Source organism: Mycobacterium dioxanotrophicus, from assembly GCF_002157835.1.
GTDB classification, from domain to species: Bacteria; Actinomycetota; Actinomycetes; order Mycobacteriales; family Mycobacteriaceae; genus Mycobacterium; species Mycobacterium dioxanotrophicus.
Genome location: NZ_CP020809.1, coordinates 6,087,576 through 6,106,761 on the forward strand (window position 1 = coordinate 6,087,576; position 19,186 = coordinate 6,106,761).

The 19,186-nt window shown below is 68.0% G+C and carries 15 protein-coding genes; 5 read left to right on the forward strand and 10 right to left on the reverse strand.

The features are described 5' to 3' along the window. Window positions 1-17: 17 nt before the first annotated feature. The 3 genes from BTO20_RS29585 to BTO20_RS29595 are packed head-to-tail and all read right to left on the reverse strand — an operon-like array spanning window position 18 to window position 3,479. Window positions 18-1,622 (reverse strand): serine hydrolase, encoded by a 1,605-nt coding sequence (locus BTO20_RS29585; RefSeq protein ID WP_087079458.1) that lies wholly within the window; start codon window positions 1,620-1,622, stop codon window positions 18-20. A gap of 14 nt (window positions 1,623-1,636) precedes the next feature. Then, window positions 1,637-2,743 carry an MBL fold metallo-hydrolase gene (locus BTO20_RS29590; RefSeq protein ID WP_087079459.1) on the reverse strand — a complete coding sequence of 369 codons (1,107 nt, stop codon included), beginning with the start codon at window positions 2,741-2,743 and terminating at the stop codon, window positions 1,637-1,639. Between the two features lies 1 nt (window position 2,744). After that, window positions 2,745-3,479, reverse strand: coding sequence for an enoyl-CoA hydratase (locus BTO20_RS29595; protein ID WP_087079460.1), 735 nt, complete (start codon window positions 3,477-3,479; stop codon window positions 2,745-2,747). A gap of 26 nt (window positions 3,480-3,505) precedes the next feature. On the opposite strand from BTO20_RS29595, the gene BTO20_RS29600 reads away from it, so the two are divergent. Continuing rightward, window positions 3,506-4,966 (forward strand): carboxyl transferase domain-containing protein, encoded by a 1,461-nt coding sequence (locus BTO20_RS29600; protein ID WP_087079461.1) that lies wholly within the window; start codon window positions 3,506-3,508, stop codon window positions 4,964-4,966. Window positions 4,967-5,244: 278 nt separating this feature from the next. After that, window positions 5,245-5,928, forward strand: coding sequence for a hypothetical protein (locus BTO20_RS29605; RefSeq protein WP_198344584.1), 684 nt, complete (start codon window positions 5,245-5,247; stop codon window positions 5,926-5,928). Between the two features lie 6 nt (window positions 5,929-5,934). On the opposite strand, the gene BTO20_RS29610 is transcribed toward BTO20_RS29605, so the two are convergent. The 5 genes from BTO20_RS29610 to BTO20_RS29630 all read right to left on the reverse strand — a co-directional run bounded on the left by BTO20_RS29610 (window position 5,935) and on the right by BTO20_RS29630 (window position 11,779). Continuing rightward, complete coding sequence (locus BTO20_RS29610; RefSeq protein WP_087079463.1) at window positions 5,935-6,381, reverse strand: hypothetical protein; 447 nt, start codon at window positions 6,379-6,381, stop codon at window positions 5,935-5,937. Further along, window positions 6,357-6,797, reverse strand: a complete 441-nt coding sequence (locus tag BTO20_RS29615) for a hypothetical protein (RefSeq protein ID WP_087079464.1) — start codon at window positions 6,795-6,797, stop codon at window positions 6,357-6,359. Before BTO20_RS29615 ends, BTO20_RS29610 begins: the two co-directional genes overlap by 25 nt. 3 nt (window positions 6,798-6,800) lie before the next feature. After that, window positions 6,801-8,732 carry a primary-amine oxidase gene (locus BTO20_RS29620; protein ID WP_087079465.1) on the reverse strand — a complete coding sequence of 644 codons (1,932 nt, stop codon included), beginning with the start codon at window positions 8,730-8,732 and terminating at the stop codon, window positions 6,801-6,803. Beyond that, entirely contained in the window at window positions 8,729-10,195 is a 1,467-nt protein-coding gene (locus BTO20_RS29625) for an APC family permease (RefSeq protein WP_087079466.1), read from the reverse strand. The genes BTO20_RS29620 and BTO20_RS29625 overlap by 4 nt, the downstream gene beginning before the upstream one ends. Before the next feature lie 84 nt (window positions 10,196-10,279). Next, on the reverse strand, window positions 10,280-11,779 hold the full coding sequence (locus BTO20_RS29630; RefSeq protein ID WP_087079467.1) for an aldehyde dehydrogenase family protein: 1,500 nt from the start codon (window positions 11,777-11,779) through the stop codon (window positions 10,280-10,282). Between the two features lie 248 nt (window positions 11,780-12,027). Between BTO20_RS29630 and BTO20_RS29635 the strand changes: the two genes are divergently transcribed. From BTO20_RS29635 to BTO20_RS29645, 3 genes are read left to right on the forward strand one after another with little or no spacing between them, the layout of a single operon-like run. After that, complete coding sequence (locus BTO20_RS29635) at window positions 12,028-13,485, forward strand: APC family permease (RefSeq protein ID WP_408632131.1); 1,458 nt, start codon at window positions 12,028-12,030, stop codon at window positions 13,483-13,485. Next, window positions 13,482-14,234: an IclR family transcriptional regulator gene (locus BTO20_RS29640; protein ID WP_087079469.1), complete on the forward strand. Its 753-nt coding sequence runs from the start codon at window positions 13,482-13,484 to the stop codon at window positions 14,232-14,234. The genes BTO20_RS29635 and BTO20_RS29640 overlap by 4 nt, the downstream gene beginning before the upstream one ends. A gap of 15 nt (window positions 14,235-14,249) precedes the next feature. Beyond that, window positions 14,250-15,842, forward strand: coding sequence for an acyl--CoA ligase family protein (locus tag BTO20_RS29645; RefSeq protein WP_087079470.1), 1,593 nt, complete (start codon window positions 14,250-14,252; stop codon window positions 15,840-15,842). On the opposite strand, the gene BTO20_RS29650 is transcribed toward BTO20_RS29645, so the two are convergent. After that, window positions 15,839-17,449, reverse strand: a complete 1,611-nt coding sequence (locus BTO20_RS29650; protein WP_087079471.1) for an AMP-binding protein — start codon at window positions 17,447-17,449, stop codon at window positions 15,839-15,841. The two genes, BTO20_RS29645 and BTO20_RS29650, sit on opposite strands and share 4 nt — an antisense overlap. Next, window positions 17,449-19,137 carry an AMP-binding protein gene (locus tag BTO20_RS29655; RefSeq protein WP_087079472.1) on the reverse strand — a complete coding sequence of 563 codons (1,689 nt, stop codon included), beginning with the start codon at window positions 19,135-19,137 and terminating at the stop codon, window positions 17,449-17,451. Before BTO20_RS29655 ends, BTO20_RS29650 begins: the two co-directional genes overlap by 1 nt. Between the last annotated feature and the right edge of the window lie 49 nt (window positions 19,138-19,186).

A 19,186-nucleotide genomic window follows, 5' to 3' on the forward strand; every position in this document is an offset into this window, starting at 1 on the left:
CTCTTCGCGCAAGCGGCTCATCGGAAAAACGTCCCCGTCCTGTCCTCGTCATAATATTCAAGCGTCAGCTTGTCACCGGCGAACGTCGCCTTGGAAACCGTTCCGGGCGGGGCGTTCTCGGTGACGAACATGAAGGTGAAGACGTCACCGTCCCAATGGTCCAGTGGCACCCACAGTTTCGACCCGAGCGCCAACATCAGCTTGCCGTCGGCTTCGGTGACGGTGGCCGGACCCCAGTAGTCGTTGCGGTAGACGCCGGTGTAGGCCGAAAGTGGTTTGGCGGGAGCCGGATTGGCCGGTGGCTGGTTGCCCACGAGAGCGCCCTCCGGGGCGTCCATCGGTGCGAACGCGTTGGCGTAGAGCTTGCGCCAGTCCTCGCGGACCTCACCGAACTGCACGAGGTCGGCGAACTCGGCGGTCAGTGTCTCCGGGATACCCACCGGGGTGGAGTTGGTCAGCGCGACGATGGCGACGTCCGCGGACGGGATGATGAGGAAGTTGGTGGCCGCCCCGAGGTCGAACCCGCCGGAATGGCTGAGCTGCATGCGGGCCGCCGAGGTCGAGTTGACGTTGAATCCGAAGCCGTAGAAGCCGGACCGCATGGCCGCTTCGGTGGCCGGAGCGGACACGGCCTGCGGCGTGACGGCGGGCAACAGCGCCTTCGGGTCCACGATCTGATGTCCCTCGAAGCTGCCGTTGGCCAGCACCATCGTCAGCCAGCGGGCCATGTCGTTGACCGATGAGCTGGCTCCACCGGCCGGGGACTGCGCGTCGGCGTCCCGCACATAGTCGGGCTCGTAGCGGTCCCCGATGCGGATGTGCCCGACGGCGCGGTCCGGTCGGGCCGCGTAATCGGCGAACCGTGAGCTCGTCGCGTTCATCCCCAGCGGGCGGTACAGCACGTCTTCTGACAGGTCCTCCCAGCTCTTGCCCGCGCCGGTGGCGACCGCTTCGGCACCGGCGGTCAAACCGAAGTTGGTGTAGGCGTAGGACGTCCGAAACGGCGCCAACGGCAGCAGGCGCAGCTTGTCGAGTACCGCGCGGCGGTCATAACCCAGGTCTTCGAGTCGGTCTCCGGCGTGATCTGGCAGCCCGGAGCGGTGGGCGAACATGTCGCCGACGGTGACCAGGCGGGTCGTGGTCGGATCCGACAGCGCGAACCACGGGAGCTTCGAGACGATCGGGGTGTCCCAGCTGATCGCGCCGACCCCGACCTGGTGCGCGACGACCGTGGCAGACAGTGATTTGGACAGCGACGCCAGTTGGAACACCGTGTCGGCGTCGACCCGGTTGTCCGGGCCGTCACCTTTACGCACATCCCGCTTGCCGAAGCCCTTGGCGTACACCGTCTTTCCTCCGTGCACCACAGCCACGGCGAGCCCGGGTATACCCGATGAGCGCATGAGGTCGTCGGCGATGCCGTCGAGTTTGTCCACCGCCTTGGTGACGGCGTCGCCGGGCAGCGGCAACGCCGGCACCAGCGGTGGCGGCACATCGCTGAGGTGTTGGGCCGGCGGCGTCGATCCGGTGCAGCCGGTGATCAGCGCCAGGCCGAATGCGAGGCCGGCGAACGCGCGAAAGGTGTTCACAGCACGCGAGTATGCCCGCAAATCTGCGGGCATTCGGGGCAATGGCGTTACAGCTGCCACCACGGGTCCAGCGCGGGCGACTGGTGGTCGACCCGCTGGCCCGGCCGCGGCACCGCCACGTGGACCCCGGCCGGATCGGTGGCGGCCAGCAACCGCTGCACCGGCTCGGCCCACGGATGCGGCGCCAGCCGGAACGTGGCCCAGTGGACCGGCACCAGCAGGCCGGACTCCGTGATGTCCAGGTGCGCGCGCACCGCCTCTTCCGGGTTCATGTGGATGTCCGGCCAGGCCGGGTGATAGGCCCCGATCGGCAGCAGGGTGACATCGAAAGGCCCATGGTCCGAACCGATCTCGGCGAAGCTCTTGGTGTAGCCGGTATCACCGCCGAAGAACGCGCGGTGGCGGGGCCCGGCGATCACCCAGGACGCCCACAGCGTGGTGTTGCGGCGCAGCGTGCGGCCCGAGAAGTGCCGGGCAGGTGTGCACACCAGCGTGAGATCACCGATGCGGTGGCTTTCGTTCCAGTCCAGTTCGACGATGCGCGCCTCTGGGATGCCCCACTTGCGCAGGTGCGCGCCGATGCCGAGCGGCACCACGAACGGTGCGCGCTGCGTGCGGGCCAACCCGATGACGGTGTCGATGTCGAGATGGTCGTAGTGGTCATGGCTGATGAGCACCGCGTCGATCGCGGGCAGTTCATCCAGGGCCAGGGGCGGTTCGTGCAGCCGCTGCGGACCGACGACCCGCGACGGTGAGCAGCGTTGGCTCCAGATCGGATCGGCCAGCACCCGGTACCCGTCGATCTCGACGAGCACGCTGGAGTGGCCGTACCACGACACCGCGCACTCTCCCGCGGGGCCGTCGGCCGGGTCGGCCAGCGGGATCGGGCCGCCGGGCCAGCTCGCGCCGCGAGATCCGATCATCTCCCGCAACAGCAGCCGACGCTCCTCGCGGCCCATGCTGATGCCCGGGGACGCCGACTCGATGTTGACGAACGCGCCGCCGGTGTACTGCGGCGACCGCTGGGCGACCGGCCGGATCGCCCGGGCGCCCGCGCCCACGGCCGCCGAGGTGCCGCTGAGTGCACGCACCAGCCAGCCCCCGGCGAGCAGCGAGGCCGACCGGACCCCGAACCGCAGCGCAGCGCGCAGCACCTCAGGCCCCGGTGAAGTTCGGCGGCCGCTTCTGCAGCCGGGCCACCTGCGCCTCGATGACGTCATTGCTGGACCACGCCTTGTCGAACAGTTCCTTGTGCTCGGGCCACTGGTCTTCATAGGCACCGTCGTCGTTGAGCACCCGCTTGGCGTGCTGGAGGGCCAGCGGCGCGAACCCGGCGATCTCGGCGGCCCAGGCCTGCGCGTCGGCCAGCGTGCCGATGCGGTTGGCCATCCCGGTCTGCAGTGCGGTTTCGGCGGTCAGCTTCTCGGCGGTGAGCAGCATGCCGCGGGCCCGGCCGTAGCCGACCAGCGACGTCAGCCGACGGATACTCCAGTTATCAAGGGCCAGGCCATATTTGGCGACAGGAAACTGGAAGTACGCGTTCGCGTCGACCACGCGCAGATCGCAGATCATGGACAGGATGACCCCCGCGCCGATCGCCGGGCCGTTGATGGCGCCGATGACGGGCACCGGAGTCTTGTCGATCGCGAGGTTCAACGCCAACGCCTTGTCCGGCAGCTTCTCGGCCATACCCGTCGCATCGGTGAGGTCTGCGCCCGAGCTGAACACGTGCCCCGCGCCGGTCAACACGATCGCACGGACATCCTCGGTGGCGGCCTTCTCCACCGCTTCGCGCAGGCTGTCGACGAGTTCGCAGTTCAGCGCGTTGCGCCGCTCCGGGCGCTGCAGTTCCAAGGTCAGGACATTGCCGTCCCGGGTGACACCAATCATGTCGCCAGCCTATATACGCTCACCGTGTGAGTCGTGCCGTGGCACTACGTGACGCTGTCCTGGACACCGGGTCGTTCCGCAGCTGGGACGGCCCTCCGCTGCAGGTAGCCACATCGGAGTCGTACCGATCCGAACTGGACGCCGCGGCCGCCCGCAGCGGCCTCGACGAGTCGGTGATCACCGGCGAAGGCACCGTGTTCGGCCGCCGCGTCGCGGTCGTGGCCTGCGAGTTCGACTTCCTCGCCGGGTCGATCGGGGTGGCCGCCGCCGAACGCATCACCGCAGCGGTCGCCCGCGCGACCGCCGAGGGGCTGCCGTTGCTGGCCTCGCCGAGTTCGGGTGGCACCCGCATGCAGGAGGGCACCGTCGCGTTCCTGCAGATGGTCAAGATCGCCGCCGCGGTCGAGCTGCACAAGCGGGCCCACCTGCCCTACATCGTCTATCTGCGCCACCCCACCACCGGCGGGGTGTTCGCGTCGTGGGGGTCGCTGGGCCACGTCACCGCCGCCGAGCCGGGCGCGCTCATCGGATTCCTCGGTCCCCGCGTCTACGAGCAGCTCTACGGCGAAAAGTTCCCGGCGGGTGTGCAGACCGCGGAGAACCTGTTCCAGCACGGCGTCATCGACGGCGTCGTGCCGGTCGACGCGCTGCGTTCGGTGCTGCACCGCACGCTGACGGTGATGTGTGACTCCCCCGCAGCCCCGCCCCCCGAACCACCGCCGGCCGCGCCGCGCGACGTGCCTGCCTGGGATTCCGTCACCGCGTCACGACGGTCCGACCGCCCCGGTGCCGAGTACGTGCTGAAGCACGGTGCCACCGACCGCGTGCTGCTGTCGGGAACCGGGGGCGGTTCGGGGCAGATGCTGCTGGCACTGGCCCGGTTCGGCGGGCAGCCCGCCGTCGTGCTCGGCCAGCAGCGCATCGGCATGGTCGGCCCAGCGGCGCTGCGTGAGGCGCGCCGCGGCATGGCGCTGGCCGCCGACCTGCGCCTGCCGCTGGTGTCGATGATCGACACCGCGGGCCCGGCATTGTCGGCCGAGGCCGAACAGGGCGGCCTGGCCGGCGAGATCGCCCGCTGCCTGGCCGAACTCGTGACGTTGGACGTGCCGACCGTGTCGGTGCTGCTCGGCCAGGGCAGTGGCGGCCCGGCGCTGGCCATGGTGCCCGCCGACCGCGTGCTGGCCGCCGCCAACGGCTGGCTGGCTCCACTACCACCGGAGGGAGCCAGCGCCATCGTCTTCCGCGATACCCAACACGCCCCGGAACTGTCTGCCGCACAAGGCATTCGGGCCGCCGATCTGCTGCGCAACGGCATCGTCGACGCCATCGTGGCCGAGCAGCCCGACGCCGCCGACGAACCCGAGGAGTTCACCGCGCGCTTGTCGGCGAGCATCGCCGGCGAACTGCACCGGCTACGCACAGTGCCCGACGCCGAACGCATCGGCATGCGGCTGCACCGCTACCGACGGATCGGGCTGCCCGGCTGACGTTCGCGTTCGGTCGAGCCAACGCGAGCTGTAGGCCGCGAGGTGTCGGTGATGTGCTGTGCCGGCCGCTGTGACGAGCGTGCAGCTTGTCGCGGCGTTTTTGGCCTGTCGCCACCGGAACCTACACACTCGTCACAGTCTCCGCAGGGCATGTCGAACCTGAGGCCGAGGTTCGCGTTCGTAGCGCGGTGGAGGGATTTCCGCGGATCTTCCGCCATGGCGTCACGCACTCAGGAGCCCGTGGCGATTCCCGATGGCATCCTGGGGTGGTGGAGCCGATGCTGCAGTTCGCCGGGAACTTCTGGTGGCTGATCTTTCCGCTCGGCGGCGCGATCGGTGGCGGGATCAAGGCGGTCGCCGCGGCCAACGAACGCCGCGCCGAGCGTCGGCTCGAGCGCTACCGGATCAAGCAGCAGACCAAGATCGAACTGGCCCGCGCGGCAGGCAGCGCGAAGATGACCGACGCCGCCGCGCACCGCGAACTCAAGAAGCTGCTCGAACAGCACGACAGCACCAACGCCCGGTGGCTCGACTACGAGATGGACATCGCCAAGCTGCTGGATTTCCCGCTGATGACGGATATGCGCGAGCCGCTGACCATCGCGTTCCACAAGGCCCGCAGCCGTGCGGAGTGGCTGCGTCCCGACAAGCTCGAGGACATGCTCGGCGACCGGGAGGCGCAGTTGGAGTATCGCGACGCCGTGCACGAATACGCCTCGGCGTTCGACGTGGCCGAGGCCGAGGCCATTCGGCGGCGGCGCAGCGACTTCTCCCCCGAAGACCAGGAACGGCTGGCCCGCGCCCAGCAGCTGCTCAGGCTCGCCTCCGATACGGCGGCCACACCCCAGGAGCGGCAGAACGCCTACAGCAAGGCGCGCCGCGAACTCGACGGGTTGTTCGTGCTACCCGCCACTGCGCGGGCGGCCATCGAGCGTGGCATCGCGGGCGAACTGGAAGCGTGAGGGTCCTCAGGCCAGCGCCAGCGCCGTGAGCAAGGACACCGCGGTGATCAGATCCAGCGGTAGCCGCAGCAGGCTGCGTCGGGTCCAGCGCCGCGCCGCGGACTCGTCGACCTCGACCGGATCGGCCTTCTCGAAGGCGACCGCCGTGGGCACGAAGTAGAGCAGCGTCCAGATCCGCATCACCGCGTGACTCACCAGTGCGATCAACAGCGCGGTCCGGACCCCGGCGTCGCCCCACGCGGCGACGATCGCGGCGATGAGGACCAGTTCGAAGAGGCTGTGGGCCGGGATCCAGAACCGTCGCCGCGAGATGCCGCCGTTGCGGGCCTGGATGATGCCGGGTCGCCGCGGCCACGCCGGATCGATGACCAGCGTTTCGTAGAGGCCGCCGCCCACGAGCACACAGGCGAGCAGCGTTGCGACAGCGATCAGGACGAGTGCCGGGATCCCCACGTATTCCGATTATCCAGCGTGACCGCGTCGAGCGAGCGGTGCCGAGTGCGGTACGCCAGCACCGCGGCCGCGATGACGACCTCGACCAGCGCCAACATGGTCGCCATCGTCATGGGGTCCACGGCGGCGGATGGTGCCGATGCGACGCCCAGACCGTGATGATGGGTCGGCATGGGCATGTGCAGCGCGATCATCGCGAGGTTCATCAGGGCCACCGCGCACCAGACCCCTAGAGATCCGCGGCGCCACAGATCCCGCGCGCAGAACAGGCACGCGATCATCATGGCGACCATGGCGGCCATCATCGCGGGGTTGGCCGCATGGCCCAGCAGCACGCCGTGCAGGGCCGCCGAGCAGGCGGCCAGCACGGCGCACGCCCGCCGTCCGAGGACAGCGGGCGTGCGACCGATGGACATGACCTAATCCTCGCAGCAGTGCGACGATCGAGACGACGGAACGACCGGAACATTTAGGGCCGGGTTCTGGTCGAAGAAGCTGACCGGCTTCAACTTGAACCCGGCGTAGTCCACCGGCATGACCGGCCAGTCCTCGGGCCGCGGGAAGTGGGTGAGCCCGAAGGTGTGCCACACCACGATGTCCTCGGCGTCGATGTTGCGGTCCTGCGCGACGTAGGTCGGCAGGCCGGCATCCCCGGGGTGCTGGTTGACGAACTGGCCTGCCGGATACCGTTCGGCCGGATCGTATTTCGTCACCCACAGGTGCTTGGTGGCGAATGCGGCGCGCTTGGCGATCGAGCTCGACGGGTCGGCCAGCAGGGTGGGCTGCCCCTCGGGATGCAGGGCGTAGCCGACGTTCTGGCCCAGCCGATTCTGCTTGGTCGGGTTGGTGATGTGCCACACCCGGGCCTTGAGGTTGTCGGCGGTGCGCATGCCCTCCAGCTCGTGGGTCAGCTTGGTCTTCTGTGGACGGAAAGCGTTGCCCCACGGGTTGTCCGGGCCCATCGGCACCGGGACGGCGTCGACTTCCTCGACCGTGTTGGTGAGCCCGTCGACCGCCATGTCCAGCCGTGCGGAGAACATGTGCTGGTGGAACGGCGCGCCCAGGCCGGGGGCCATCTCGGTGGAGAAACCGTCCGGGCCGCGGTAGGCCGACGCGAACACGATGCCGGTGGCCTTGGCTTCCAGCTGGATGGTGCCGTCGAGGTACAGGTACCAGTAGAAGCCGTAGTCGTAGTTGCCGATGGTGAGGAAGAAGGAGATCACCAGACGGCGGGACCGGCGGACCTCCGCCATACCGTTGAACATGTCGGTGTGCTTCCAGAGCACGCCGAAGTCCTCCTCGTGCAGGCAGATCGCGTTCTTCATCACCTTGGGATTGCCGTCCTCGTCGGCAATGGTGACGTCGAAGTACTTGATCTCGCCGAGGCAGTCACAGCCCAGCTCAAGGGAATTGGTGTACCGGCCGAACAGGTACTCGCCCTGGTCGAAGTAGTTCTGCCAGTACCGCACCGGGGACGGGTCGGCGTAGGGCACCACCATCTCGGCGATCGAGGCGCGGTATACCACCGGGCGCCCGTCGATCGACAGCTGGTGCAGGGTCAGTCCCTCACGGACGTCGAAGCCGAACCGGAAAGACCAGTCGGCCCAGGTGATCTGGTTGCCGTCGACGCTGAAGCTGGCGCCCTCGGGCTGGGTGATCTCGATGGGCTTGAGATCGGTCCGCGCCGGCACGGCGTGCGGTGCCGCGTCCCACTCCCCGCGCTCGGTGGGCAGCGGCAACTCGACCTCATCGATCACCTTCACGACCTTGCGCCCGGTGAGGTCGACGTAGGCGACCACGCCGTCGATCGGGTGCGCCCAGGGCAGGTCGGCCTTGTCGTACTGGTAGAACGCCAGCACTCGCACGATGCGGCGACCCACCTCGTCCTCGTGGCCGAACACCCCGGCCGACAGCGGAACCGCCCGCACGTCAGTGGGATTGAGCTTGCGCTTGGTCATGGCCTCGATCCATTCGGGGCAGTCGAGCAGGAAGGATTCGATGTCCTCGAACTCCTGGTCGAGGATCGGCACGTGGCCGTCGGCGGTGCTGTCGATCGAAAGCCGGCTGACCACGCGGCCTTCGGTCACCGACACCACCAGGTCGAAGCCCAGACCGGTGGCCCGGTCCAGCAGCAGTACGCGGGCCTTGCGGTCCAGGTGGTCGCCGGGGTGGAAGGACAGCACGTCACGCTTGTGCGGTTCCTCCAGCGCGACGAACACGAAGCGGACACTCTCGCCCAGCAGCCCGGCCTCGTCGACGATGCGGCGCGCCGCGCGGATCTCGTCGGCGCTCAGCGGGGTCAGCGGGTGATCGGGGACCGTGGTCACCTGGGGCTCAATAGTGGCGGTCATCGTGCGATCTCCTTTGCGATATCAGGGTTTTCGTCTTGTTGCGTTCCGGCGTGTGGGCGCATGACCGCGACCACGATGCCGCCGAGGAAGGCGCCGACCAGCAGGACGCCGATGATGGCGGCCAAAGTGTCGGATCCACCGACCAGCAGGGGCAGATTCACCGCGGTCATCACCGACAGCACTGCCAGCCCGGCGAATCCGAGCAGGGGGGCGATCAGGGTGTTCCACGGCCGGGTGTCCAACCGGGTGCGGCGGAAGTACACGACGACGGCTGCCGAGGTGACCGTCATCAGCACCACGATGCCCACCGACGCGGCGCCGACGAACCAAGTGAACACCTGCGTCACCGGATCCAGGCCCGCCACGACCGAGGCGACGACCAGCACCAGGGCCGACACCGTCTGCACGGCCGAGGCGATGTGCGGGGAATCGTGGCGCAGATGCGAGCGACCGCACCGCTCGGGCAGCGCCCGGGTGTTGCCCAGCGAGAAGATGTAGCGGGCCAGCACGTTGTGGAAGGACAGCAGGGCAGCGAAAAGGCTTGTGATGAGGAAGATCTGGACCAGGTCGCCGGCCACGGACCCGACGTAGCGGGTCGCGGTATCGGTCAGCATGGTGGCCGGATTGTTGGTCGCCTCGCCGACCACATCCGCGTCGCCCCACGCAGAGACCAGTGCCCAGCTGGACAGCGCGTAGAACCCGCCGATGACCAACAGCGCCACATAGGTGGCCCGCGGGATCGTGCGGGCCGGATCACGGGCCTCGTCACGGAACACCGCCGTGGCCTCGAATCCGATGTAGCCCGCCAGCGCGAAGATCAGCGCGATGCCCGGGGCGCCCGAGAAGAAGTTGCCAGGGTGCAGCACTGCGGTCGACAGCCCCGACGCGCCGCCGTGGCCGATCACCGCCACGTTGATCACCAGGACGATGCCGACCTCGCAGACCAGCAGGACACCCAGCACCTTGCCGGACAGTTCGATGTGCCGGTAGCCCAGGAATCCGGTGATGCCCATCATCACCAGGGCGTAGACATACCACGGCACCGACGGGCCGCCGTGGCTCGTGACCAGTTCGTTCAGCGATGCGCCGATGTAGCCGTACACCCCGCCCTGCACGGCGGTGTAGGACAGCAGCGCCAGGAACGCCGCGCCGAGACCGGCGTGACGACCGAACCCGTGCGCGATGTAGGTGTAGAAGGCGCCGGCACCGGGGATGTGGCGGGCCATCGCGGTGAAACCGACGGCGAACAACAGCAGCACCACGGTGCATACGCCGTACGACGCCGGGAACGCGGCCCCGTTACCCGCGGCGATGCCGATGGGGAAGGTGCCTGCGACCACGGTCAGCGGCGCGGCGGCCGCGACGACCATGAACACGATGGCGGTAGGGCCGAGCTTGCCCGCCAGTCGGTGGGCCTGATGCCCAGCGGTGACGCTGGGAGTCAGAACTGCGTCAGTTGACATGGCATTTCTTTCGGTGGAATTGGACGGGGCGGGTCCAAATGAGAATTGCGGTGGCCCCGAATTCTCATTTGACGGCTGCGGAATCTAGAGCGCGATATTCACAGCTTTGGTCTGGGTATATTCGGCGATCGCGCCCTCACCGAGTTCGCGGCCCCAGCCCGATTGTTTGTATCCCCCGAACGGCAATGCGGTGTCGAACGCGTTGTGGCAGTTGACCCACACGGTGCCCGCCTTGATCTGGGCGGCCACCCGATGCGCGGTCGACACGTCGCGGGTCCACACGCTGGCCGCCAGCCCGTAGGGCGTGTCGTTGGCCGCCTCCCTGACGCCGCGGTCCCGGTTGAACGGCACGGCCACGGCCACCGGCCCGAAGATCTCCTCCTGGTAGACGCTGAACTCGCGGTCGACGTCGACCAACAGCGTCGGCTGCACATAGAAACCGGTGTCCCCGTGGCGACCACCGCCGGCCAGTGCACGGGCACCCTGCGCGATCCCGGCGTCGAGGTAGCCGGTGACCTTGGTGAGCTGCTCCCGCGAGACCAGCGGGCCGATGTCGTTGATGGGGTCGAGGCCGGGGCCGATGCGCAGACCCGCGGCGTGCTCGGCGACGCCCTGCGTGAACTCCTCGAAGATGGCGTCCTCGACCAGCAGCCGGGTGCCCGCCGTGCAGGTCTGGCCGTGGTTGAACAGGAACCCGCCTGCCACGCCGGGGATCGCGGCCTCAAGATCGGCATCGGCGAAGACCACCTGCGGGCTCTTGCCGCCCAGCTCCAACGAGACCTTCTTGAGGTTGCCCGACGCGGCATTCACGATCAACTTGCCGACCTCGGTGGACCCGGTGAAGGCGACCTTGTCGACGCCGTCGTGCGCCGACAGCGCGGCTCCGACGTCACCGAAGCCGGTCAGCAGGTTGAACACCCCGGCCGGGACGCCGGCCTCGGCGATCACCTCCGCCAGCAACAGCGCGGTCAGCGGGGTCTGCTCGGCCGGCTTGAGGATGACGGTGTTGCCGCAGGTCAGCGCTGGCGCCACCTTGAACGCAGCCATCACCAGCGGGAAATTCCAGGGGGTGATCTGGGCGCATACGCCGACCGGTTCACGCAGCGTGAACGCGTGGAACCGGCCGCCGGGCGCCCACGGCACCGACACCGGGATGGTGCGGCCCTCGATCTTGGTGGCCCAACCCGCGTAGTAATAGAAGATCTCCGCGGCCCAGGTGACGTCGACGGCCTTGGCGACGGCCACGGACTTGCCGTTGTCGATGCTCTCCAACTGGGCGAACTGGTCCGCGCGGGCGGAGATGCCCTCGGCGATGCGCCACAGCACCTTCTGCCGTTCGGCCGGGGTCATGGCCGGCCACGGGCCGTCCTCGAAGGCGCGGCGGGCCGCGGTGACGGCACGTTCGACATCCTCCGGCCCACTGTGCGGGACGGTGGTGATGACCTGCTCGGTGGCCGGGTCGACAGTGTCGAACCGCCGCCCGGACATCGCATCGACCCACTGCCCGTCGATGTACATCCGGCGGGGAGACGAGATGAAATCGAGCGTGCGCGGGTCCAGATCTGTGCTGAGCAAGGCTGTCATGGGAATCATGTTTACGCCGCGATGTGGTGCGCGTCACCACTTATTTCAAATGGATATTCAGCGCATTGCGATTCTCATTTGAGAAATTCCGGCAATTCTCATTCGGGCTCCTGGGAAAGGCCAGTTGACGGTGTCCGGTTAGAACGAGACGGGCCGGACCGCGGGGCCGTGGGCGGCCGGATTCTCATTTGAAAATTTTCCTCGAATTGGGCTGTGGCGGAGTCCCGCGATGGGCTACCTTGCGACGAGTGAGCGGCAGACGTGCCATGAAGAGCAGCTCGCCGGTCTCAGGGCTCCGGCGCGCTCAGCTGTCCTTCACCCAGGTGCTGGGGCAGTCGGTGTCGGCGGTGGCTCCGTCGGCCGTCATGGTCACCCTGCCCGCGCTGGTGATCCCGGCTGCGGGCTCCGCGACGCTTCCCGTGTTCATCGTGACGGCGGTACTGATGGCCGCCGTCGGCTACTGCGTGACTCAGTTCTCCACGCGGATGGTCGCGGTCAGCGGCCTGTACAGCTATACGGTCAAGGGGCTCGGGCCGGTGCCGGGTATCGCGGCGGGATGGTCGGTGGTGATCGGCTATGCGGCGGCAGCGATGGCCAGCACCTTGGGCGCCGCAAGCTATCTCACCGCCCTGCTGGGCCGGCTCGGGGTGCCCGGCGGTGAGCCCACCATCGCGGCGCTTGCCGTGGTGGTCGGCATCGTCGCCTTGACCCTCATGGTGCGCGGCATTCGGCTGTCGGCGCGAATCTCGCTCACCGTCGAGGTTTTCGCGATCGTCGCGGCTGCGGTGGTGCTCGTGATCGCCTTCACCGGAGCGGTCACCGGAGGTCACGATCCACCGGAAGCACCTGCCGTACAAACGCATTCAGCCCTGGGCTTCGCACTGCTGCTGGCCATCACGTCCTATGAGGGATTCGAGAGCGCGTCGACCGTCGCGCGCGAGGCACAGCGGCCCTTCGTCACCGTCACCCGCGCGATCCGGTGGACGCCGGTCGCGCTCGGCGTGCTCTACACGTTCGCCGCCGCGATGCAGTCCGCAGGCACCATCCAGGCCGGCATCGGTGCGGTGCCCATCGTGCTCAGCCTGCCCGACACCGCGGGAACCGCATCGGTGGCGCTGTCCATCGTGATGGAACTGGGCATCACCGCATCCTGGTTCGCCTGCGTGATCGGCTCGACGACGGCGTTGTCGCGCACCCTGTTCGCGATGGGCCGCGAAGGCGTGCTGCCGTCGGCCGTCGGCGATGCGCACCCGCGTCACCGCACCCCGCACATCGCGCTCTACGTGGCCATCCCGGTGATCGTCGCCGTGCCGGTGGGCTATCTGCTGATCGTCGGCTCCAGCCGCGAGGTGCTGATCGGCCTACTGGCGATATCCGCGCACGGCTACATCGGCGCCTACCTGCTGGCATGCCTGGCCGCGCCGACATTTCTGCGCCGCATCGGCGAGCTCACCTGGGCGCCGCTCACCGTCGGCCTGACCACCGCGGCCATGATGGTCGCGATCATCGGCTGGGCGGTGCTGACCGTCGAATCGCCGGTGTGGGTCGCCACCGCGGTGTTCGCCGCCCTGCTGGCAATCGGTCTCGGGGCCTTCGCCCTTCGCCGTCGCTCGGTGCCCGACCTGGCCGAGCGGGTCGGTGTCTTCGACGAGACCGTGGCCGGTGACATCTTCGCCGACTACAACCCGTGGGAGGTACGTCGATGAGCCCCGCCGACGGAGCACTGTCGGGCCGCCAGCCCAAGGCGGTGCAGAGTGCGCTGCAGGTGCTGGAGGCCGTCGCGCACGCGGGTGTGGGAGTGACCGCGAAGGAAATCGCCGACCGCCTGAACATGCCCTCGGCGACCACCTACCGGCTGCTGAATCTCCTTGTCGCCGACGGCTACATCGTGCGGCTGCCGGACCTTTCGGGTTTCTCGCTCGGCCCGCGGATGGGGGTGCTGATCGACGCCGCGGTGTCGCCGACGGTGTGTACGGCCGCGCGGGAGGTGCTCGGCGAGATGCGGCTGTCGGTGCGGTTCGGCGTGCACCTGTTCTACTTCACCAACACCTCGGTGCGCATCGCCGATCCCGACGGGGAGTATCCCCCGCCGGCCGACGAGTCGGTGCTGAACCATCACCTGCATGCGTGCGCGGTGGGCAAGCTGCTGCTGGCCGAGAAGAGCGACGCCGATGCGCTGCTCGGCACGCAGCTGGGCGCGTTGACCGCGCGCACCGTGACGTCGAAAGCCGTTCTTGCCGAACAACTACAGACCGTGCGCCAGAACGACGTCGCCACTCAGACCGGCGAGCTGCGCGACGAGTCGGCCTGCGTGGCGGTACCGGTGCGCTCGGCCACCGGTGCGTTGGTGGCCGCGGTGGCGATGTCGGGACGATCCGATCAGACCGAACTGCTGAGCCGGCAGGTCCCGGTGCTGCAAGAGTGTGCGGAGCGGCTGCGCCCGCTGCTGGCGTGAGGACAGGAGACCTGCATGACCACGACGGCGTCGTTCACCGAGCTCACCCCATTGGTGTTCCTGCAACGGGCGGCCCAGGTGTTTCCCGACAAGACCGCGATCGTCTACAACGACCGGCGGATCACGTATCGCGAGTTCGCCCGCGAGGCGACACGGCTGGGTAATGCCCTGCGGGCCAGCGGCATCCGGCCCGGAGACCGGGTTGCGTACCTGATGCCGAACATTCCGGAGATGCTCATCGCACATTTCGGTGTCGGCTTGGCGGGCGCGGTCCTGGTCGCCGTCAACACCCGGCTGGCGCCGGAAGAAGTGCTGTACATCTGTAACCACTCCGGCGCGACGCTGCTCGTCGTCGACGCGGGTCTGCACCCGACCGTCGAACCCGTGGTATCGCAGTTCACCACAGTCCGCGAGATCGTCACCGTGGTGGACCCGGCTTCCGGAGCACAGCCCAGCCCCGACGTCAGCGGCCCGGACTACGCACACTTCCTGTCCCGCGGCAGCGACGACCCGCTGCCGTTCACCGTGCCGGACGAACGCGGGCCGATCTCGATCAACTACACGTCCGGGACCACCGGCAAGCCGAAAGGTGTTGTGTACCACCATCGCGGGGCCTATCTCAACGCGCTCGGCGAGTTGATCCACTCCCGGCACACCACCGAGTCGGTCTATCTGTGGACCCTGCCGATGTTCCACTGCAACGGCTGGTGCACCACCTGGGGTGTCACCGCGCTCGGCGGCACCCACGTCTGCCTGCGTGCCGTCGACGCCGACGAGATCTGGCGGCTGATCGACACCGAGGGTGTCACCCACTTCAACGGGGCCCCGACCGTCCTCATCGCCGTGGCGAATTCACCGCGGGCGCACCATCTTCCACACGGACTGATCGTGACGACGGCGGCCGCTCCCCCGAGCCCAACGATGATCGCGACCGTCGAACGGCTGGGCGCCACGATCGTGCACGTCTACGGGCTGACCGAAACCTACGGCCCGTACACCGTGTGCGAGCGGCAGAGCACCTGGGCCACCGCGCCTTCGGACGAGGTCGCCAAGCTGATGGCGCGGCAAGGGGTCGGATTCGTGGTGACCGACGGCGTCCGGGTGGTCGACGAGCACATGAACGACGTACCGCGGGACGGCGCCACCATGGGTGAGGTGGTGATGCGCGGCAACAACGTGATGACCGGGTACTTCGACAACCCCGAGGCGACGGCAGAGGCGTTCCGGGGCGGCTGGTTTCACTCGGGCGACCTCGGCGTCATGCATCCGGACGGCTACCTCGAGCTACGCGACCGCGCGAAGGACATCATCATCTCCGGTGGCGAGAACATCTCGACCATCGAGGTGGAGGCGGCGCTGGCGTCGCATCCCGCGGTGCTCGAGGTCGGGGTGGTGGGCGTACCGGACGAGCACTGGGGTGAGCGGCCCAAGGCCTACGTCGTGCTGCGGGCCGGGCAGACGGCGTCCGAGGACGATCTGCGCCGGCACGTCCGCGCCCACCTTGCCGGTTACAAGGTGCCCGACACAGTGGACTTCGTCGACGCCCTGCCGAAGACGTCGACGGGCAAGATCCAGAAGTTCGCCCTGCGCTCGATGGCGAAACGCTAACCCAGCCCGAGGATCCGGACGCTTTCGGCCCGCATCTCGACCTTGCGGACCTTCCCGGTGACGGTCATCGGGAACTCCTCGACCACCACCACGTAGCGCGGGATCTTGTAGTGCGCCAGCTTGCCCGAGGCGTACGCCCGGACCGCAGCGGCATCCAGCGGGGCACTGCCGGGCTTGAGCCGGATCCATGCGCAGATCTCCTCGCCGTAGCGCTCGTCGGGCACCCCGACCACCTGGGCGTCCTCGACATCGGGATGGGTGTACAGGAACTCCTCGATCTCACGGGGATAGACGTTCTCACCGCCGCGGATCACCATGTCCTTGATACGGCCGACCACGTTGCAGTAGCCGTCCTCCCGCATCACCGCGAGATCGCCGGTGTGCATCCAACCGTCGGCGTCGACCGCCTCTGCACTTTTTTCCGGGTCGTTCCAATACCCCAGCATCACCGAATAGCCGCGGGTGCAGAGTTCGCCCGGGGCACCACGTTCCACGAGCGCACCGGTCTCGGGATCGACGATCTTGACCTCCAGGTGCGGGTGCACCCGGCCGATCGACGAGGTACGCCGCTCCAGATCGTCGTCGATGAGGGTCTGGCACGACACCGGCGACGTCTCGGTCATGCCGTAGCAGATCGCGACTTCCGACATGTGCATGTCGTTGACGCAGCGCTTCATCACCTCGACCGGACACACCGAACCGGCCATGATCCCGGTGCGCAGCGACGACAGGTCCCGGCCGGCGAAACTCGGGTGGTTCTGCATCGCGATGAACATCGTCGGCACCCCGTAAACGCCGGTGCACCTTTCGGTTTCGATGGCATCCAAGGTGGCTTCCGGGTCGAATCCGGGTGCCGGGATCACCATGGTGACGCCGTGGGTGGTGCACCCGAGGTTGCCCATCACCATACCGAAGCAGTGATAGAACGGCACCGGGATGCACAACCGCTCTCCCGGCATGAGCTTGATGCCCTCGGTGACGAAGAACCCGTTGTTGAGGATGTTGCGGTGGCTCAGCGTCGCCCCTTTGGGGAAACCTGTTGTGCCCGAGGTGTACTGAATGTTGATGGGGTCGGTGTTGGCGAGCGTCGCGGCGCGGGCCGCCAGGGCCTCGGGTCCCACGGCGCGCTCGCGCAGGCGATCCCAGTCGCCGGTGCCCAGGAACACCACGTCGGCCAGCTCCGGAGCCTGCGGACGCACCTGCGCCACCATCGACACGTAGTCCGAGGTCTTGAACGCCGTCGCGGAGACCAGCAGCCGCACCTGCGCCTGGTTGAGCACATAGGCCAGTTCATGGGCGCGGTAGGCCGGGTTGATGTTGACCAGGATCGCACCGATCTTGGCGGTGGCGTACTGCACGATGGTCCACTGGGCGCAGTTCGGGGACCAGATGCCGACACGGTCGCCCTTGTCGATTCCCATGCCGATCAAACCCCGTGCGACCACGTCGATCTCGTCGTTCAACTCGGCGTAGGTGTACCGGAGGCCCTGGGCCACGTCGACCAGCGCCTCGATGCCGGGATGCGTCGCCGCGGTCCGCTCGAAGTTCGCGCCGATCGTCTCCTCCAGGATGGGGGTGTCGGTCGGTCCCGCGTCGTAACTGTGCATCAATCCACCAGATCCTCGTAGCGGTATTCACTGTCGATCGGCGTCCCCGATTGGTACGCCTCGTCCTCGCGCCTGCGTAGCTCGACCCGGCGGATCTTGCCGGAGATGGTCTTTGGCAGCTCGAAGAACTCCACGCGCCGCACCTTCAGATACGGCGCGAGGTGGTCACGGGCGTAGGACATCACGGCTTTTGCGGTGTCGGCGTTGGCTTCCCAGCCGTCGGCGAGGGCGACGTACGCCTTCGGCACCGCCAGCCGGGTCTCGTCGGGCTGCGGCACGACCGCGGCCTCCACCACCGCCGGATGCTCGATCAGCACACTTTCCAGCTCGAACGGCGACACCTTGTAGTCGCTGGACTTGAACACGTCGTCGGTACGGCCGATGTAGGTGATGTAGCCGTCGGCGTCGCGCGCCGCGACATCGCCGGTGTGGTAGTAGCCCCCCGCCATCACCGCCGCATTGCGTTGCGGGTCACCGAGATAACCGGTCATGAGGTTGACCGGGTGGGCGCTGAGATCCAGGCACAGCTCACCCTCGTCGGCGAGTTCGCCGCTGATGGGATCCACCAGCACCACCGGGACCCCCGGCATCGGCCTGCCCATCGAACCGGGCTTGACCGGCTGCCCCGGCGTGTTGCCGACCTGCAACGTCGTCTCGGTCTGGCCGAAGCCGTCGCGGATGGTCAGGCCCCAGGCGTTCTCGACCCGTGCGATGACGTCGGGGTTGAGCGGTTCGCCGGCGCCCAGGATCTCGCGCAGCCCTTCGGGTTTGGCGCCGAGGTCGGCCTGGATCAGCATGCGCCACACGGTCGGCGGGGCACAGAAGGTGTTGACCCCGGCTCGGCGGATCTGGTGCAGCAGCCCGGCGGCGTCGAACCGCCGGTAGTTGTACACGAAGATGGTGGCCTCGGCGATCCACGGCGCGAAGAAGCAACTCCAGGCGTGTTTGGCCCAGCCCGGTGAGCTGATCGCCAGGTGGACGTCGCCGGGACGCACCCCGATCCACGCCATCGTCGTCAGATGACCGACCGGGTACGAGACCTGGGAATGCTCAACCAGTTTGGGCTTGCTGGTGGTGCCCGAGGTGAAGTAGATCAGCAACGGGTCCTCGGCCGTCGTCGTCCCCGCCCAGCGGATCGGCTCGGCGTCCGCGGCGTCGGCGTAGGCGTGCCAGCCGGCGACCGGCTCACCCACCGCGATGCGTACGTAGTCGCCGTCGACCTCGGTGAACTTGTCCGCGTCGGCGGCATTGGCGATGACGAAGCGCGCGCCGCCCCGCGTGATCCGGTCGGCCAGATCGGCCGGGCCCAGCGCCCCGGTGGTCGGCATGATGATCGCGCCGAGCTTGGCGATGGCCAGCATGGACTCCCACAGCTCGGCCTGATTGCCGAGCATCACCAGGACCCGGTCGCCCTTGCCGATCCCCAGGCTGTGCAACCAGCCGGCGACCCGGTCGGAGCGCTCGGCCATCTCGGCAAAACTGATCTGCTGCTCGCTGCCGTCCTCCTCGACGATCCACAACGCGGTCCGCTCGTTGCCTCGCGCAATCACGTCGAACCAGTCGGTGGCCCAGTTGAAGGTGCCGGTGATCTGCGGCCAGGAGAAGGTCTCGACGGCCTTGTCGTAGTCGGCGATGGCCGCGACAAGCTGGTCACGGGCGGTGCGGTAGCGATCGGTGTTACTGACCATGACAGCTATGCTCTACGTCACAGTTATCTGTCCGCTACCCCCGAAAGTG